Genomic DNA, 17,343 nt, shown 5'->3' with positions numbered 1-17,343 from the left:
TAGTTTTTTTCAGCAAAATTGCTTACCTCAGGCAATTTTGCAGATCAAGCCTTTTAAATAATGGCCCTCTGGAAATGTGCTTAGCACCAGGTGATCACTGTCTTGTTGTAAACGCTCTAAAAACTGACATTGGCGTTTTGCATCTAAAGCAGCATCAGCCACAATTTTCTGAAACAAGCCATCTTCCATTAAACCGGAGCAGGAAAACGTAAATAATAATCCGCCCGGTTTCACCAGTTGCATCGCCACCATATTGATATCTTTATAGCCGCGACATGCACCGGCCAGTTGTGACTTATTGTCAGCAAACTTTGGCGGGTCCAGGATCACCAGATCAAATTGCCGGCCCTGTTCCCGATACTGCCGAAGTAATTTAAATACGTCGGCTTTGCTTTGTTCCAGTAAGCTCAAATCCAGCTGGTTTAAGCTGGCATTGCGCTCAGCAGTGGCTAACGCCAGCTCTGACAAATCAACGTTGGTTACTTTACTGGCTGCTCCTTGCAAAGCGGCAACGGCAAAAGTGCCGGTGTAACTAAAGCAGTTTAAAACTGTTTTATCTTTGGCATAGCGTTTGACGGCCTGTCGACTGGCCCGCTGATCAAGATAAAAACCGGTTTTGTGACCATTGACTACGTCGACCAGCAGCGCCATGCCGTGTTCCTGAATAATCACTTCACCATCGCCCCGGGGCAGATGAAGCCAGCCAGTTACTGGCTCAAGTCCTTCTTTCTTCCGGACATCGACATCAGATCGCTCATAAATGCTGTGGTCAGGAAACCTTTTTATCAAGGCCGCCAGCAAAGGCTTGCGACTGGCCTCGGCCCCGGCTGACAGCAGCTGGCATACCAATACATCGGCGTATTTATCAATAGTAATACCGGGCAGACCATCAGACTCACCGGCAATCAGTCTGACCGCATTAGTGGTACTTTGATCAAACAGGCTTTGCCTTAATTGCCAGGCATCGTCTAAACGGCTATAAAAAAAAGCTTCATCAATTGACTGGTTCTGGTCAAAACTCCATACCCGGGCTCTGATCTGCGAGCGGGGAGAGTAAGCGGCGCTGGCCAGCCATTCACCTTTACTGCTTAGCACATCAACAATGTCTCCACTGTTGGGGGTACTGATAACCTGACTTATGGCATTTGAAAATATCCAGGGATGCTGCCGCTTTAGCGCTTTCTCCCGACCCGGGGCCAGAATAATGGCCGGACTTGCAGTTTGCTTGCTCATTCGTTTGGCTACACTGTGCTAGACTAAAAACCGCATTTTAGAGAAGCTGGCAGCAAAGCTAAAGCAAAAACTGTCAGTCGCTAACAATTAGGGGTTTTATGCCAGACGTTCCTTTGCTAATGCAAGTTATCGCTGTACAACAACCGGGTAAAAACAGTGCACTTGTGATAGAGCAACATGACGTACCCCGGCCCGCAGCTGGCCAGTTGTTAATCCAAGTTAAAGCCGCCGGGGTGAACCGCGCCGATTTAATGCAACGCCAGGGACATTACCCTCCGCCTGCGGGCGAGAGTGACATTCTTGGGCTTGAGGTTGCCGGCATTGTGGTGCAGGTTGGTGCAAAAGCCGATGAAAAGTGGCTGGGGCAAGACGTGTTTGGTATTGTTGCCGGCGGCGGTTACGCTCAATACGCTTTACTGCAAAAAAAACATGCAATCAGCAAGCCCGCAGCGTGGACCTGGTCACAAGCCGCAGCCGCTGCTGAAACGTTTCTGACTGCTTATCAATTGTTGTTTATGTTGGGTAATCTGCAGCCAGATAACAGGGTATTACTGCATGCGGGTGCCAGTGGTGTCGGTACCAGCGCCATTCAGTTAGCAAAATTAGCGGGCGCCAGCGTGGCGGTAACAGTTGGTCAGCCAGAGAAAGTAGCTGCCTGTTTGCAACTGGGTGCGGATATCGCAATTAATTATCGTCAAAGCCAGTTTGCCGCGGAGTTGGCAGCGAACTGGCCAGCGGGTGCTGATATTATTCTTGATCCTGTCGCCGGTGATTATATTGGCGAAAATGTTAAAGTTTTGGCAGAGGATGGCGTTATTATTGTCTATGCCATGATGGGGGGAAGAACGATTGAGCATTTTGATATGGCACCGTTTTTTAAAAAGCGTGGCCGGTTGATTTGCAGCACCCTTCGAAACAGAAGCCATGAGTATAAAGCGACATTAACTGCTGCCTTTTGTGAAGCCTTTGCTGCGCCGATGGCGGATGGCCGTTTGTCGCCATTACTCAGTGATAGCTATGACTGGAGAAACGCAGAAACTGCTCATAACATCATGAAAAAAAATATAAATATTGGCAAGTTGGTGTTGATATTTTAAATTCTCAACGATGCAATACTGACTCGTATTATCTCAGGTATGCCAAATAAGGATAAATATAAATAATGCAAATTGGAAATGTAGGTAAATCCAATTTTACAAAAGCCGTTAAAGCCCTGTTAAACCGTATTTATGACGACACAAAGGTGGCAGATTCATTGTTCGAGCAGGCAATGCAATGGTTTAACGGTGCTGCCGAGCGGGATCAGCAGCAGGCAGAGCGTGAACAGCAGGTATTTTTGTTTCAGAGCCGGCAAGCCCAGGCCAATAAAGGTGACCAGGCACTGATCGAACGAAACCTGCAACAGGCTCAGAGCGAACAGGAATTTTTTAATAAGCAGCTACAGCAAGACAAGCTAAACCGATATGAATCGTTACGGCGTTTATGTTTAGACATCCTGACACTGTCAGAAAGTGATTCTTTTGAAGAAACCAATATCCAAAGCGCTAAGATGCTCGGGACCATTCAGCTGATGTCACCGACTGCTGGCAAAAATATCGCGCCGTCCAATCAAAAAAGTAAACATCTGTACAAAGCATTGCTAAGTATACGTTTACTGGACAGGCTGTTACTCGACAATCAAATAAGCCATCCATTTATCCTGCAGAGATTTCAGGCTGCGGCAGGCACCGCTGCTGCTGATGAATATCAGCCGTTTCGGGACGATGTGCAGGTACCATTATTGATGGCGGCGCTGCTACAGGATATTGGCAGTTGTCACCCGGATGCCCAGCGGATCCTCAAAGGTTCTGCTGGCGATTTGGATGAATTCAGGGTGTTGGAAAATGACGAGCGAACCGAGCTGTTAAAAATCAGTTATCGGGAAAGCTTAAATTTTGTGGTGCAAGCAATTGGGATTGGTTCTTATCAGGGTAATTCTAAAGAACAACGTGACCGGTATTTGCAAAACGAGCGCGAAAAGCAGGCGTTTCTGATTTTTATGCTGAAAAATGCCATTAAACCCGAGCAAGGTGTCGGCAACTTGTTAAAGATACCTCAAATCTATACCTCGGTTGTCCTGTCTACCAAAGCGAACTATAGCTACGAGTCGTTACCTAAAGTCGGTTTAGTACTGGAAAAGGGTGTTGAAAAAGGGGTTTACAGCCCGGTTGCGGTATCTGGCTTACTTAAGATCACTGGAGTATTTCCACAGGGGTTTGGCATAACGTATATCCCCAAAGATTCTGACCGGCAGGATTTAGATCGTTACGAATATGCCATTGTCACTGGTTTATATCCGCAAGATCCGAAAATGCCCATTTGCCGGATGGTAACCCGTAATCTGACTTATAACGTCTCTGCTCAGGGCTGCGTGGTGAGTGTGGAAAATAATTTATATTACCCACATGCCCGCAAAAAGTTGGAGCGGATTAGTGAAGAACGACTATTAGAAATTTTAAGTAAACTGGTCTCTAATTTGGAAGAGCGTAAAAGCATGGCGTTATTACCTAAGTGCTGGCACCCGGGAGAATATTTCACTTTCTCCAAAAATCAGAACCTGTGGAATAAAGCGCTGATAAACCAGAACTAACGATTAATCTGGTTTAAGTTGTGTAGTATGTTGTCCAGCAACATTGTCATCCGCGGGGCCTGGCAAACAGCCATCTGCTGTGTCGATTGTCGCTGCTGATTGTTCTGGCACTGACTCCGAGCCGGCGCCAGTGTCATCGCGCATTTGTTGCTGAACCAGATCTTCATCTACCCGTGGGTCAAGTGCTGCCGCCAGTGGTGATGATACAAGATCACCAGATGCTACCTGATAATCAGACGATTGCTGTTGAGACAGCATGCGTTTGGCCATCTTCTGATTGTAATTAACCCGCTGTAACCGAATAAAAAGAATGAGGCAGGCCAGGGCCATATAGCCATATAACATGCTGTTGCCTAACAACTGCATTAACCCTGAGGCTATCAACGGGCCAATGGTGGCGCCAATGCCAAAGGTTAGCAGGATGGTAGCAGATAGCGCTACTCGTTCATTGGCATCAATATGTTGATTGGCCAGGGCCGTCGCCAGTGGATAAAGGGTAAATGCCAGAATACCAAAGCAAAACGTCATGCCAATTAACAGCGGGCCTTTTATTGGCAAAGTGGCCATCGCCAGTACCAGTAAGCCTAACAGCGCACTATTTACCCGCAACAGCCGGCTGCGCGGTATTTTGTCTGAGAGCTTGCCCATCGGCCACTGAGCCAGTAATCCGGCGAAAATGGTAGCCGACATAAATACAGCGATTTCTTTCGTAGACAAGCCAGAACCTGCGGCAAATGCCGGGGCCAGACCATAAAAAGAGCCTGAGATCCCGCCTGCCATCAGGATGGTAGTGAGTGATTGCGGTACCTGACGCCAAAACGGCAGAATTTTCAGCGGCGCGGGATGTAAAGGCGCCGGATGGATCCGTTTCGTCAGGGCGATCGGAACGATGCACAGCGCGTAACAAATGCCAACCAGTAACAACGGTTGTAGGCCAAGCTCGGGGAAAAACGACAACACCGTCTGACCGCCAACCATACCAACATAAGAGACAATCATATAACTGGCAAATACGGTACCGCGCTGATTCGTTTCAGCCTGCTCGTTCAGCCAGCTTTCCAATACCATGTACTGACACATCATGCCGGTACCGACCATTAACCGTAATACCAGCCATACCTGCAGATCATCAGTTAGAGCATGCCCTAACGCTGACGCAGTCACCATGCCGGCACTGGCAACAAAGGTTCTGATATGGCCAACCCGACCAATCAGTTTATGGCCGAGCTTAGAGCCTACCACCAATCCCAGATAATAGGCCGACATCATGCCGCCAATCCACAGTTGCTCAACACCATCTGCAGCCAGTGACAACCCCAGATATGTTGTTAACAGGCCTGCCCCTAACACCATGATCAGGGTAGTGGCAAACAGTGATGAGAAACTGCGAAAGGAGCTATGCATTGGCTTATTTTACCCGCATACCCGGCGTGGCACCGTCATCAGGGCTTAAGATAAATAAATCACCACCGCCCGGGCCAGCTGCCAGAACCATGCCCTCGGATAAGCCAAAGCGCATTTTACGTGGTGCCAGATTGGCAACCATAACGGTACTGCGTCCGACTAGTTCTTCCGGGATGTAAGCGGCTTTAATGCCGGCGAAAACCTGCCGGGTTTCGCCATTGCCAATATCCAGTTGCAATTGCACCAGTTTATCGGCACCTTCAACCGCGCTGGCACTGATGATTTTAGCCACCCTTAAATCAATTTTGGCGAAGTCTTCAATACTGATGGTATCACTGATAGGTTCACGGGCAGCGCTGCGAGGTGTGTCGGCATTTGCAGTGGTAACCGCTGGCGCAGCCTGGTGCGGTGTGTCTTGTGGTTGATTTTGCGCTGCAGGCTGCAGGTTTTCGGTTGACGCGGCCACCATTGCCGCCACTTTTAGTGGGTCTACCCGTTGCATCAGTGCTTTAAACGGATTAATGCTATGGTTTAGCAGTGGCGTTTGATAATTTTGCCACGTCAGCTCAGTATTTAAAAATGCTTCCACCTCTTGCGCCATCACCGGCAGTATCGGTTTTAAATAGTGCATTAATACCCGGAATAAATTCAGGCCCATTGAGCAAACATCATGCGCTTCCTGTTGGCGGGCTTCATCTTTTACCAATACCCAGGGCGCCTTATTATCAATATACTGGTTGGCTTTATCGGCCAGCGCCATAATGTCGCGGATGGCCCTGGCAAACTCCCGCTTTTCAAAGCTATCCGCTATGCTGGTACCTGCATTACCAAATTCTTGTAACAAATCGGGCTCAGCAATACTCGCAGCCAGTTTACCGTCAAAGCGCTTGCTGATAAAACCGGCGCAACGACTGGCAATGTTTACCACTTTACCGACTAAATCGGCATTTACTTTCTGGGTAAAGTCATCCAGATTTAAATCCAGATCGGTAATACCGGACGTTAGCTTAGAAGCAAAGTAATAGCGCAAATATTCCGGATTCAAGTTATCCAGATAGGTACGGGCCTTAATAAAGGTGCCGCGTGACTTAGACATCTTGGCGCCATTTACGGTAACAAAGCCATGAGCATAAACGGCGTTGGGTTTTCTGAAACCCGCACCTTCGAGCATCGCTGGCCAGAACAAGCTGTGGAAATAAATAATATCTTTACCAATAAAATGGTAAACCTCTGCGCTGGAGTCTTTTTGCCAGACGCTGTCAAAATCGACATTATTTTGATCACAATAATGTTTAAAGCTCGCCAGATAGCCGATGGGGGCATCCAGCCAAACATAAAAAAACTTACCGGGTGCTCCAGGGATCTCAAAGCCAAAGTAGGGGGCATCGCGGCTGATATCCCACATTTGCAGGCCATCAGTAAACCACTCTTGTAACTTATTGGCCATTTCTTCCTGTAGCGCACCACTGCGGGTCCAGTTTTGCAACATCTGACTAAATGCTGGCAAATCGAAGAAGTAATGTTCTGAGTCTTTTAATACCGGAGTGGCACCCGAGACAACAGAGCGTGGATTTTTGACATCGGTTGGGCTGTATGTAGCGCCGCAAACATCACAACTGTCACCATTCTGGTCAAGGGCACCACATTTAGGGCAATCACCTTTGACAAAACGGTCAGGTAAAAACATATTTTTCTGCGGGTCGTACAATTGGCTGATGGTTTTTCTTTTAATATGACCCGCGTCATCTAAACGCTGGTAAATCAGGCTGGCAAATTGCCGGTTCTCTTCACTGTGAGTTGAGTAGTAATTGTCAAAACCGATGGCGAAACCGGCAAAATCGGCCTCATGCTCAATTTTGGTCTGGGCAATCATTTGTTCCGGCGTGATTCCTTGCTGTTGTGCCTTGAGCATAATTGGTGTGCCATGGGCATCATCGGCGCAAACATAGTAGCATTCATGACCACGGGCTTTTTGAAAACGTGACCAGATATCCGTTTGAATATATTCAAGCAGGTGGCCTAGATGGATAGGGCCGTTTGCATAGGGTAAAGCGCTGGTGATTAAAATTTTCCGTTGCGACATCGGCTGGGCTCTTTGCATAAATAACTGAAAAAATATTGCTGAATGATACAATAGCCAGCGTAAAATCGCATCCGCCAAAGACCTTATGTGGCAAAATTGTCGCAGTTCACCACTAATTAGTTTCTTTTGCCGCAATGTTTGGAGCAATAATGTTCAATTGGTTGAAAAAATCGACACTAAAACCAGAGACCGGCGCAAAGGCTAAGCCTGAGCATAATCACGACCAGTCAGCAGCGCCGCTGAGCAGCCTGCTGGAGACGCTCCGGGCATTGGAACCCGTCATGACCAATATTCAGCATATTGTATTAGTCGCATCGGGCAAGGGCGGGGTTGGTAAGTCGACTACGGCGGTTAATCTGGCAACCACCCTTGCGAAAATGGGTTTGCGCACCGGCTTACTGGATGCTGATATTTACGGGCCGTCTATTCCGTTAATGCTGGGGCTGGCAGGGGCGAGGGCGGACTCGCCGGACGATAAGTTACTTAATCCAAAACACGCCTTTGGTGTTAGTCTGCAATCCATTGGCTTTCTGGTCGATCCGGAACAGGCTTCAGTCTGGCGCGGCCCGATGGCCAGCCAGGCGTTATTGCAACTTATCAATGAAACCTTGTGGCCGCAGCTGGATATACTTATTGTTGATATGCCACCGGGTACTGGCGATATCCAGCTTACCCTGGCGCAAAAATTGAAAGTCAGTGGTGCGGTAATTGTCACTACCCCGCAGGATGTGGCGTTAACGGACGCTGGTAAAGCCATTGCCATGTTTAATCAGGTCAATATTCCGGTACTGGGCCTGATAGAAAATATGAGTTATTACCTGTGTCCGCATTGCGGCGAAACCGATGATATATTTGGTACCGCAGGCGGGCTTAGGTTAGCTAAGCGCTACCAGGTGCCGGTACTCGGCCAGTTGCCGCTGGAGCGGCAAATTCGTGAGCATGCTGATCAGGGGGTACCGGCTGTGTTAAAGCTGCAGCCAATTGCCGAGATTTACCGTACAATCAGCAGCAAAATGTTAACTAATATGACTGGTGCCACCGCGCAACAGGTAGAAATTGTAATAACGGATGATTAAACATGAGATTGAGTGACCGCGATATAGAGCGTTACCTGGCCGAAGGAAAAATAGGCATAACCCCGGCACCGGACGCCGATATGATCAGTGGGGTAAGTGTTGATATCCGCCTGGGTAACAAATTCAGGGTATTTCAGGCCCATGCGGCGCCCTACATTGATTTAAGCGGGCCACGGGCGCAAGTAGATGCGGCATTAAATTCGGTAATGAGCGATGAAATTTTCATTGCAGACGATCAGGTTTTTATTTTACACCCCAGTGAACTGGCTCTTGGCGTAACACAGGAATCGGTGCGCCTGCCAGCAGATATTGTCGGTTGGCTGGATGGCCGCTCATCGTTAGCCCGCTTGGGTTTAATGGTGCATGTTACCGCGCACCGGATTGATCCAGGCTGGTCAGGTAATATTGTGCTGGAATTTTATAACAGTGGAAAACTACCGTTGGCGCTGCGGCCCCATATGAAAATTGGTGCCCTTAATTTTGAGTTAATGACGACACCGGCTGACAGACCTTACAACACCCGGGCGGATGCTAAATACCGGCAGCAAACCGGCGCTGACGCCAGCCGGATAGGTCACGATGACAGAAGCTGAGTTACACCCGCGTTTAAAAATTAAAAAACCCACGACAATGCGTGGGTCAAAAGCATAAAGCTATAAAGCAAAAATGAAGCGGGATTATTATGCAATAAAGTTGCATAGCTTGGCAATATCCTGCTGTCAAATAATTGCTGATATTAGTAGGGTTAATCACTTAGTTTCTTTGCAGGGAGCCGTGCTGTGGCGTTTGCCAGTATTATCCGTTTATTGAGTCTGGCAGCGATTTGGGGCGCATCTTTTCTGTTTATGCGCCTGGCAGTGCCCGAGCTGGGACCTGCCTGGCTAATGTTTGGCCGGGTATTACTGGCATCATTGTTTTTGGCGGTAGTGGCGATAGCTTATAAACGGAGCTTGCCACTGCGTCAATATGCCGGGCACTTTATGCTGCTTAGCTTTTTTAATACCGCCTTACCTTTTTTACTGTTTGCCTATGCAGCTCAAACGCTAACAGCTTCATTGCTGGCGGTACTCAATGCTACAGCACCGTTGTGGGGGGCAGTAATCGGCTGGCTGTTTTTCAGGCAGGCCATGACGTTCAGAGTTGTGACAGGCTTGCTATTGGGTATCAGTGGTGTGGCTATTCTGGTCGGTTTTGATCCGATTGTAGCCGACAGCGCTGCACTACCGGCTATCATAGCGGCTGCCGGTGCTGCCTGTTGCTATGGTATTGCCACGTGGTATACCCGGCTTGCCAGGCCGGTACCGGCGTTTATTAATGCCCATGGCAATATGTGGGGCGCGACATTATGGTTGCTGCCATTATTGTGGTTTATCCCGCTGGCTGAAACTCAGCCAGCCACGCAAACTCTGCTCTCAGTGTTGGCTTTAGGTGTGCTTTGCACCGGTGTGGCATATTTATTATATTTTAGACTGGTGCAGGATATTGGTGCGACGCCTACTCTGACAGTCACTTTTTTGATCCCGGTTTTTGGCGTAGGATGGGGTCACCTTTTTTTGAATGAAAGCATCGGCTGGCATACGCTCTTCGGGGCCGGAATTGTGATCATCGGTACTATGCTGGTAACCGGTTTTAATTTAAATGCGGTTCGCACCACAAAGGCGTTAAAGGAGCACTAATGAAATTATACGGTTCACAAACCTCACCCTATGTTCGGCGGATCCGCTTATTTGTGGCGGACTCTCCTTGCGACTTTATCAAGCTAAATATTCTGGAGGGCGCGGATCGTGAAACGCTGGCGGCCATGAATCCAACAATGCGTATTCCTATGCTGGAAGATGATGGTCATATTATTTTTGATTCGGGGGTAATTTACCGGTATCTGGCGGCGAAAGTGAAAGCTGGATCGCTAAGTTGGTATCAGGAGAATCAGCTGACAGTGATCAATGCAGTAAATGACTCGCTGGTAATGTTATACCAGTGCAGCCGCAGCGGCCTGGATACTAATGAAGATAAATTATTTTACAATCTGCAGCGCGAGCGGATCGCAGCATCAATGTTTGTCTTGGAGCAGCAAGCTGCTAATGCCGAGTTCGCTAACTGGAGTTATCCGGCAATGGCGCTATACAGTTTGCTTGACTGGATAGCATTTCGGGAGCTTATTGAACTGGATGACTATCCGGCGTTGCTGGCCTTTCTCGACCAGCATAAGCAGCACCCTATGATAAAACAATCAGATCCAAGGCTGACATAACCCAGATTTATTCGCGTCGCTGCATTACGCCGGTTGTTGCGCCATTTTCAGGATCACCGGCTCAATCAGCACGCTCTGATTAGCGTCAGATAACCAGATCTGGCCTTCACTGATATTACATTGCAATTGCATATTACGACTTACCAACGTAGCCATTTCCTTTACAGCCGTTTCCGGGATCTCGGTTACTTGCAGGTTTTGATAACGCTGTAATGCTGATTCAATATTCTTCCACCACACGGGTACACTGCGGCCACCGTAACAAAATAATTGTACCTGACGGGCTCTGCCACACGCCTTACGCAGCCATTTTTCATCACTCTGGCCAAACTCAACCCATAAATTAATGTTACCGGTTAAATCGCAGTCCCATAACTCGGCCTGATCTTCTTCCGCACTTAAGCCTTTAGTAAACGTCAGACTGTCTGAAGCGTTAAGCATAAACGCCAGTAAACGCACCATCATCCGCTCATCATTTTCCGAGGGGTGCTGAGCCAGGGTTACGCTGTGGTCCTGATAATAATTACGGTCCATATCTGCAATTTGCAGCTGAACTTTAAAAACCGTCGCTTTAAGTGCCATAAAGTTGTTCCAGCCATAAAAAAGCCGCAGTGTAACGCAGCACTGCGGCTATCGCATTAAAAACAGCTTAGTTGCTGGCGGTATTAAATAATGTGTTCACTTTGTTCCAGTTGACAACCTTCCACCAGGCAGTGGCATAGTCACCACGTTTGTTCTGATATTGCAGATAATACGCATGCTCCCACACATCCAGCGCCAGCAAAGGTGTGCCTTGCACATCCACCACATCCATCAGCGGATTATCCTGATTTGCGGTAGAGGTAACAACCAGCTTGTTGTTTTCATCGACAATAAGCCAGGCCCAGCCAGAGCCGAAGCGGGTAGCAGCTGCCTGGTTAAATGCTTGTTGCAGCGCAACCAGAGAGCCAAAGTCACGATTAATGGCAGCCTGCAGTTCGGGCGAAGGTTGGCCGCCCTGGCCCGGCGGTGCCATGACCTGCCAGAACAGCTGATGATTATAGTGGCCACCGCCATTATTGCGTACCGCACTGTTATAACGCGACATCCGCGCCATAATCGCTTCCAGCGGCAGCTGTGCTAACTCAGGAAAAGTCGCAACCTGACCATTCAGGTTATTAACATAAGCCTGATGGTGCCTGCCATGATGTATTTGCATGGTGTCTTTATCAATCACTGGCGCCAGGGCGTCAGCAGCGTAGGGTAGGGGCGGCAGGCTAAAAGTATCGGCAGCGGCTGTAGCGACACTGCCCAGGGAAAATAAGGTAGCAAGTAAAAGTGATTTGGCAGTTTTTAGCATGGTGGAATACTCCTGTTAAACCTAAAAATAGGCGGCACTTAACTCAATTTAATGGTGAAGCTGAGTTAACATATTAAAATTAATGGAAAATATACTATAAACATAAGACAACTGGCTGGCTACTGCCAACGCGAGGAACGGTGGTTCCCTGGCGATTAGCGGCGAACAGCGCGGAACAAGTTTCAGAAAAACACCGGCTGATTCCAGACGATAGCTGCTGGATGTTTACGTGCTATCGATTATGATTGGTTCAAGGACACGAATTCAAAGGTGTGTTTATGAAACAAATCATCAGGATCAGCTACCTGCTCTGGATTTTGCCATTTGCTGTAGCGGCGACGGTTTATAAATGTGAGCTAAACGGCGTAATGACTTACCGCCAGCTTCCCTGCAGTAATGAGGTAGAACTAACGCAATACGCTACCGATAAGGCTATCAATCCGACCAATCCACTGCAGCAGCCAAAGCAAACCGAAAGCCCGTCAGAAGCATTGGCAAAAGGGCGCGATGCGTTGGTAAAACGGGATCTGCAGTCAGAAATAACCAAACTTAAGGGGCGAAAGGCCAGGCTACAAAGCCGGCGTGATATCGAGATTACAAAATTGCGTCGTTCTAAGCTTCAAGGGAACAATAATCTGGCTGGTGCGGTATGGGAAAAACGTGTTTCAAAAGAAATAGCGGCAATAACAGCGAAGTACGATACCGACATTCGCACGGTAGATCGCGAGATCGACAGATTATTAAAACAATTAAGAGACCTTTAAAAAAGTGCTTTGCCGTTTTTTATCAGCAGGCTTGGGGTCATTGACGACAGCATCCACAGCATTGCCGCCTTTTCTTAATATTTGCTCAGCAACCAGGGCACCATACTGGTCTGGCGAGGCAACTGCTGCCTGACCGTTGAGGTTTGCCTGCACCGGGGCAATTTAAATTATCAGGTAACCTTCATTTTTTCCGGACACATTTTAGTAACAACGCAAAGTATCAGGCACAGATAACAGTCAGCATAAACTTGACGCAATGCTATAGCCTGAACTAAACCTAATGATGTTTTATATTAGTCGTTTATCAGACGATAATTTACCGAAATGTGCCAGAAAATCGTTACAACCGATAGTAAGGGATTAGCCGGTGTCAGACACTTATTATATGGACGAAAGTAACAGAATCGTTGCTGGGCGTTTTAGCCAACAAACTAATCCGCTCCTGGATTTATTAGTCACGATGCCAGAGAACAGCTGGCAGAACATCAGACAAAATACATTTCAGAGCGCCTGGCTTGAACCGGAGCTACGGCCGCCTTATTTGAATGGTAAGGCAAGCCCGGAACCACTAATCAGAGCCTGGTCGGGTTTTGCATACGATAGCAGCAGGCACTGGCTGGTGCTATGGGGCGGAGGCCACGCCAACACATCTGATAACACGCCCTATATATTCGATATGCTTGTGGGCAATTGGTTTTATGCTTTTTTGCCATCTGATTATCATTCATTAAACTCGGATAATCACGCGCCAATATGTGGTGGCTTTCGTCAACCATGTTCCAGCCATGTTTATGACAATAATATCTATTTGCCACTACTAGACCGCTTCTGCACTTTTGGTGGGGCGCAGCACGGTGATGGCGGCTATTTAAAATTACATGATCCCGCAAATAGCTACGTTTATTTACGCCCGGCCGGTGCCTATTTGCTTGACTTAAACCAAGCTGGGCAAGGTCTGGTAGCGGGCGGCACGGGCGACAACCCAAAATCTGGCAGCTATAGCGGGGTTAACCTTGCCGGAGCAGATGCCTGGCAACTACGTGACTGGTTTGCGACTGGGCAGTCTGCGGCATTCGGTTCTGCCATTAATACCCGAACTTGCCACACTGCATATCGGCAGGAAAACGGACATGATGTGATTTACGCAACCAGAACATCAAGCACAACTAAATCATTATATCGTATCGAGTTTCATTTGGATCCGGCCGCTGACGTTATCAGCAGGGTGGGCCGCCCATGGAACGGTAATAGCGGCGAAATGCCAGCAGCACTTGATAGCCAACGTAACGTTTATGTTATGTGTAATAGTGGTACCGTAGCGGCCTTTGTATTCTGGGATTTGGATTATGCAGGCTCCACTAATAACGATCAACGCGTGCGTTACGACAGTATTGCCGGGGACATTAACGACTTTTTCAATGATGAGCACAGAACCCGGATGGGTATAGATTTTAGTCAGCAACTTGAACAGTTTGTATTATGGGGCAACGGTGGCCGTTTGTACTATCTTACGCCTCCTGCTGGCAAACCAACATCAACGAATGGTTGGCACATTGAGCGGGTGGAACCGACAGGGTCGGCAAGACCGATGACCCGAGATGAACTTAATAACGACGGTGGTAGCGGTGTCGGTATATTTGGAAAATGGAAGTACGCGGCCGACTTGGGCTGCTTTATTGGGCTGCAGCATGCACTGAATGGGGATGTTTGGCTATATAAACCCAGGAACTGGGTTGATCCGAGAACTTTGTCATGAGTTTGCTTTTCAACGGCATTAATCAGTATGGCCAGTTTCAGAATGAAAATATGGCGCTTACAAATGGTGCCATCGGTATCTGGTACCACTATCAGGCTGGGCCAAATGATCTGAACTATTTGTTGTCAACTGGAGGTTTAAGTAGTTCGACAGTCAACATCTGGTATTCATCTGGCGGCAATAATGCCGGAACAATATCGCTTCACCGCGGCAGTACCTTTGGCAATAAACTAACTATGCCGAATGATTTTAAAAGTGGCTCAACACCTTTCTTAATAATCTGGGAGTTAAGTGCCAGTAATAATTATCTGTGGTTTTGCAAAGCGGGTGGTAGTGCAGTACGCCAATATTGCGGAAGCGCTAGCGGACTAGCTGGCGATGCCAACTGGAATCTGATGCGCAGGGGAGATGGTAACGCTAATCGGTATGCCAGCGGGGTGCTGAATCAGTTTTTTAAAATAACGACTACGACAGTGACGCCGCTTACAGAGCAGCAAGTTGAAAATTTAGCTAATGAGCTGGATCAACCACAGAATTTGAATAATGCCGATATCGTGTTCTTATTTGACGAGGGTGCTGGTACTACGGCCACTGATGTCATCCGAAATGAGGTCATGACGTTGCATGGTAGTCCTCTGTGGCAAGGGGGGGCTCCTGCACAGGTGCCTCAGGGGCAGGTCACTTTTGGTAGTATTTTCACTACCAGTAGCACTGCTGAAGTGAATTTCAGCTATTCTCTAACCGATCAAACAGGTTTTGAATATCGGCTTAACGGAGGCTCAGCTTATGCAACCAGCAGACCTGTTGGCCTTAGCGGCTTGGCGGCTAACACAAGTTATAATATTGAAGTTCGCGCAATTAACGCTATGGGAGCAGGCGTCTGGTCTGCAGAAACTTCTTTTTCTACCGACCCGACGGCTAGCTGCGCCAGCTTCAGCAGCGCACCATTGCGTGATAATACCGGTCAGCTGCTAGCTAACCAGGTTTTGGAATATGTGGCGCTTTATGATCCCGTTAGTGGTTCGCTTGTGACACGCGTAACCAATCTGAGTACTGATAGCAATGGTATATTCACCTTGGTTTCCGACGAACTCAGCGCCAATAATCAATATCGGGCTGATTGGAAACTCGCTAACGGTGCCAGCCGCATGCCACTGGGGACTGCTTTATGACGGAGCAGTTATGAGCGACTTGACGAAAAGCTGGCTTAGCGGCGAGTTACACAACGGCTGGACCAGCTCGGCTTATTTTGGTTTAGGTATCGTGGCTGAGCAAGTGCCCGCTAGCGGTGAAAATGGGCCATCGCTGCTTTACAGCGACGCATTGCTGCACCCAACGGCTGAACTGCGCTACGAAATCAGCCAGCCACCGGTACATGGTAACTTGAGCGTATTCGAAGACGGTAGCTTTATTTATCAGGGTGATGGTACAGCAGATAGTTTTACCTATCAGCTTTTCGTAAACGGCGTTGCTAGTGGTTTGCATGTTAAAACATTACTACCCTATCAATCTTGAGCCGCTATAAATCAAAAAAGCCGCTAAGCAAAACTTAGCGGCTTTTTGGTGTAAATTTAATGGTCGGTACGAGAGGATTCGAACCTCCGACCCCTTCACCCCCAGCGAAGTGCGCTACCAAGCTGCGCTACGTACCGACGTAGGGCGTATCATAATGATTCCCCGCCAGAAAGCAATGCTCGATGAGCTAACTGCAGCAATTTTCGCCAGTTGGCGGTTCTCAACCCAAATTAACCCGAGGTTCAGCCAGAATGTTGTTAACTAAGGCCACTAACATCGAGGATAATATAATGAAAAAAGCATTTGTAGCAGGTGCAGTTGTTGCTGCCATTTCAACATTAACCGCATGTGGGGGGACGTCGGAGGATCAGCCACAGGTGGTCCAATTTAGCCTGGGCGTCAGTGATGCGCCGGTAAATGGTGCCCGGGCAGTTATGGTGTGTTTTAATGAAATTGAGCTAACCGGCAATGGGGTAGGTAACCAGAGTTTCATTATTGGTGATGACAGTGTTGCAGCCGAAGCGAACGACAAATGTCGCAACGATCAGGGCAATATTATTCCAAACACCCGCGGTATCGATTTATTACTGCTCGATGGCGCTAAATCGGAAGCACTGGTTAGCGGTGCTGAGTTTACCGCCGGTAACTACGGCCAGTTGCGCCTGGAAATAGCTGAAGGCAGTTATGTTGAATTAGAAGATGGCAGTCGCGTGCCACTTCGCGTGCCTTCAAATGAGTTAAAACTAGGTGGTTTGACGTTATCTGCCGGCGGCACTTTTAGTTATACCTTAGAATTTGACCTGCGTAAGGCCATGGTAAATCCGGTTGGGCAGGCTGGTTATCTGTTGAAGCCTACTGGACTACGGTTGGTGGATAACAGCGAAATCGGTCATATAATTGGCCAGGTTGCAGAAGGTATTCTGATAAATAATAACTGTACCGTGGCACCAGCAGATGAGGCCGTGGCCGTGGCCACAGTTTACTTGTATCAGGGGGCAGACAGGCCACTAGCTGAATTGTCCGATAACGGTGGTGATAAAACCTATCCACCTTATGCCAGCACTAATGTCTATTTTGATGGCGTCAGTGAGTACAACTATAGCATTGGTTATGTTGATGCTGACAGTTACACCGCAGCCTTAAGCTGTGATGTAACTGACGATCCTGAAGCTGTTGATGAGATAAACTTTTTGCAAGCTGAAAATGTGATTATTCCCGCCAGTGCCACACCAGTGGAGCTGAACTTTGTTGATTAAGTGACATTACGCTAAGAGTATTAAATAACAAAAGGGT

Annotated in this window: 16 protein-coding genes and 1 tRNA gene; 11 read left to right on the top strand and 6 right to left on the bottom strand. The window is 48.0% G+C overall.

The genetic code is table 11. The features are described from left to right. Positions 1–27: 27 nt before the first annotated feature. Complete coding sequence (locus B2Q61_RS09720) at positions 28–1,233, bottom strand: class I SAM-dependent rRNA methyltransferase (RefSeq protein WP_290619533.1); 1,206 nt, start codon at positions 1,231–1,233, stop codon at positions 28–30. Positions 1,234–1,331: 98 nt separating this feature from the next. Between B2Q61_RS09720 and B2Q61_RS09715 the strand changes: the two genes are divergently transcribed. After that, positions 1,332–2,330, top strand: a complete 999-nt coding sequence (locus tag B2Q61_RS09715) for an NAD(P)H-quinone oxidoreductase (protein ID WP_290619535.1) — start codon at positions 1,332–1,334, stop codon at positions 2,328–2,330. A gap of 65 nt (positions 2,331–2,395) precedes the next feature. After that, positions 2,396–3,862 carry a hypothetical protein gene (locus B2Q61_RS09710; protein WP_290619537.1) on the top strand — a complete coding sequence of 489 codons (1,467 nt, stop codon included), beginning with the start codon at positions 2,396–2,398 and terminating at the stop codon, positions 3,860–3,862. Positions 3,863–3,865: 3 nt separating this feature from the next. On the opposite strand, the gene B2Q61_RS09705 is transcribed toward B2Q61_RS09710, so the two are convergent. Both B2Q61_RS09705 and metG read right to left on the bottom strand, forming a co-directional pair. Then, positions 3,866–5,266: an MFS transporter gene (locus B2Q61_RS09705; RefSeq protein WP_290619539.1), complete on the bottom strand. Its 1,401-nt coding sequence runs from the start codon at positions 5,264–5,266 to the stop codon at positions 3,866–3,868. A 4-nt stretch (positions 5,267–5,270) separates the two neighbouring features. Further along, entirely contained in the window at positions 5,271–7,349 is a 2,079-nt protein-coding gene (gene metG / locus B2Q61_RS09700) for a methionine--tRNA ligase (RefSeq protein ID WP_290619541.1), read from the bottom strand. A 149-nt stretch (positions 7,350–7,498) separates the two neighbouring features. On the opposite strand from metG, the gene apbC reads away from it, so the two are divergent. From apbC to B2Q61_RS09680, 4 genes are all read left to right on the top strand, one after another. Further along, positions 7,499–8,425: an iron-sulfur cluster carrier protein ApbC gene (gene apbC, locus B2Q61_RS09695; RefSeq protein WP_290619543.1), complete on the top strand. Its 927-nt coding sequence runs from the start codon at positions 7,499–7,501 to the stop codon at positions 8,423–8,425. A 2-nt stretch (positions 8,426–8,427) separates the two neighbouring features. Then, on the top strand, positions 8,428–9,018 hold the full coding sequence (gene dcd / locus B2Q61_RS09690) for a dCTP deaminase (RefSeq protein WP_290619545.1): 591 nt from the start codon (positions 8,428–8,430) through the stop codon (positions 9,016–9,018). Between the two features lie 186 nt (positions 9,019–9,204). Then, positions 9,205–10,101 carry a DMT family transporter gene (locus tag B2Q61_RS09685; protein ID WP_290619547.1) on the top strand — a complete coding sequence of 299 codons (897 nt, stop codon included), beginning with the start codon at positions 9,205–9,207 and terminating at the stop codon, positions 10,099–10,101. Then, complete coding sequence (locus tag B2Q61_RS09680; RefSeq protein WP_290619549.1) at positions 10,101–10,676, top strand: glutathione S-transferase family protein; 576 nt, start codon at positions 10,101–10,103, stop codon at positions 10,674–10,676. The genes B2Q61_RS09685 and B2Q61_RS09680 overlap by 1 nt, the downstream gene beginning before the upstream one ends. 24 nt (positions 10,677–10,700) lie before the next feature. On the opposite strand, the gene B2Q61_RS09675 is transcribed toward B2Q61_RS09680, so the two are convergent. Both B2Q61_RS09675 and B2Q61_RS09670 read right to left on the bottom strand, forming a co-directional pair. Then, positions 10,701–11,258, bottom strand: coding sequence for a YaeQ family protein (locus B2Q61_RS09675; protein WP_290619551.1), 558 nt, complete (start codon positions 11,256–11,258; stop codon positions 10,701–10,703). A gap of 67 nt (positions 11,259–11,325) precedes the next feature. Beyond that, entirely contained in the window at positions 11,326–12,015 is a 690-nt protein-coding gene (locus B2Q61_RS09670; RefSeq protein ID WP_290619553.1) for a superoxide dismutase, read from the bottom strand. 278 nt (positions 12,016–12,293) lie between these two features. Between B2Q61_RS09670 and B2Q61_RS09665 the strand changes: the two genes are divergently transcribed. The 4 genes from B2Q61_RS09665 to B2Q61_RS09650 all read left to right on the top strand — a co-directional run bounded on the left by B2Q61_RS09665 (position 12,294) and on the right by B2Q61_RS09650 (position 16,050). Next, positions 12,294–12,779: a DUF4124 domain-containing protein gene (locus B2Q61_RS09665; protein WP_290619555.1), complete on the top strand. Its 486-nt coding sequence runs from the start codon at positions 12,294–12,296 to the stop codon at positions 12,777–12,779. Positions 12,780–13,146: 367 nt separating this feature from the next. Further along, positions 13,147–14,535 (top strand): hypothetical protein, encoded by a 1,389-nt coding sequence (locus B2Q61_RS09660; RefSeq protein ID WP_290619557.1) that lies wholly within the window; start codon positions 13,147–13,149, stop codon positions 14,533–14,535. Beyond that, a complete protein-coding gene (locus B2Q61_RS09655; RefSeq protein WP_290619559.1) occupies positions 14,532–15,707 on the top strand; it encodes a fibronectin type III domain-containing protein in 1,176 nt (391 codons plus the stop codon). Before B2Q61_RS09660 ends, B2Q61_RS09655 begins: the two co-directional genes overlap by 4 nt. 10 nt (positions 15,708–15,717) lie before the next feature. Beyond that, positions 15,718–16,050 (top strand): hypothetical protein, encoded by a 333-nt coding sequence (locus tag B2Q61_RS09650; protein WP_290619561.1) that lies wholly within the window; start codon positions 15,718–15,720, stop codon positions 16,048–16,050. A 60-nt stretch (positions 16,051–16,110) separates the two neighbouring features. Here B2Q61_RS09650 and B2Q61_RS09645 read toward each other — a convergent pair. Then, positions 16,111–16,187: transfer RNA gene (locus B2Q61_RS09645), tRNA-Pro, on the bottom strand. Positions 16,188–16,340: 153 nt separating this feature from the next. Here B2Q61_RS09645 and B2Q61_RS09640 point away from each other — a divergent pair. Then, positions 16,341–17,306, top strand: coding sequence for a DUF4382 domain-containing protein (locus B2Q61_RS09640; RefSeq protein ID WP_290619563.1), 966 nt, complete (start codon positions 16,341–16,343; stop codon positions 17,304–17,306). Positions 17,307–17,343 lie beyond the last annotated feature (37 nt).

Source organism: Arsukibacterium sp. UBA5043 (assembly GCA_002415085.1).
GTDB lineage: Bacteria > Pseudomonadota > Gammaproteobacteria > Enterobacterales > Alteromonadaceae > Alishewanella.
This window is presented reverse-complemented; position numbering and strand designations above follow the sequence as displayed.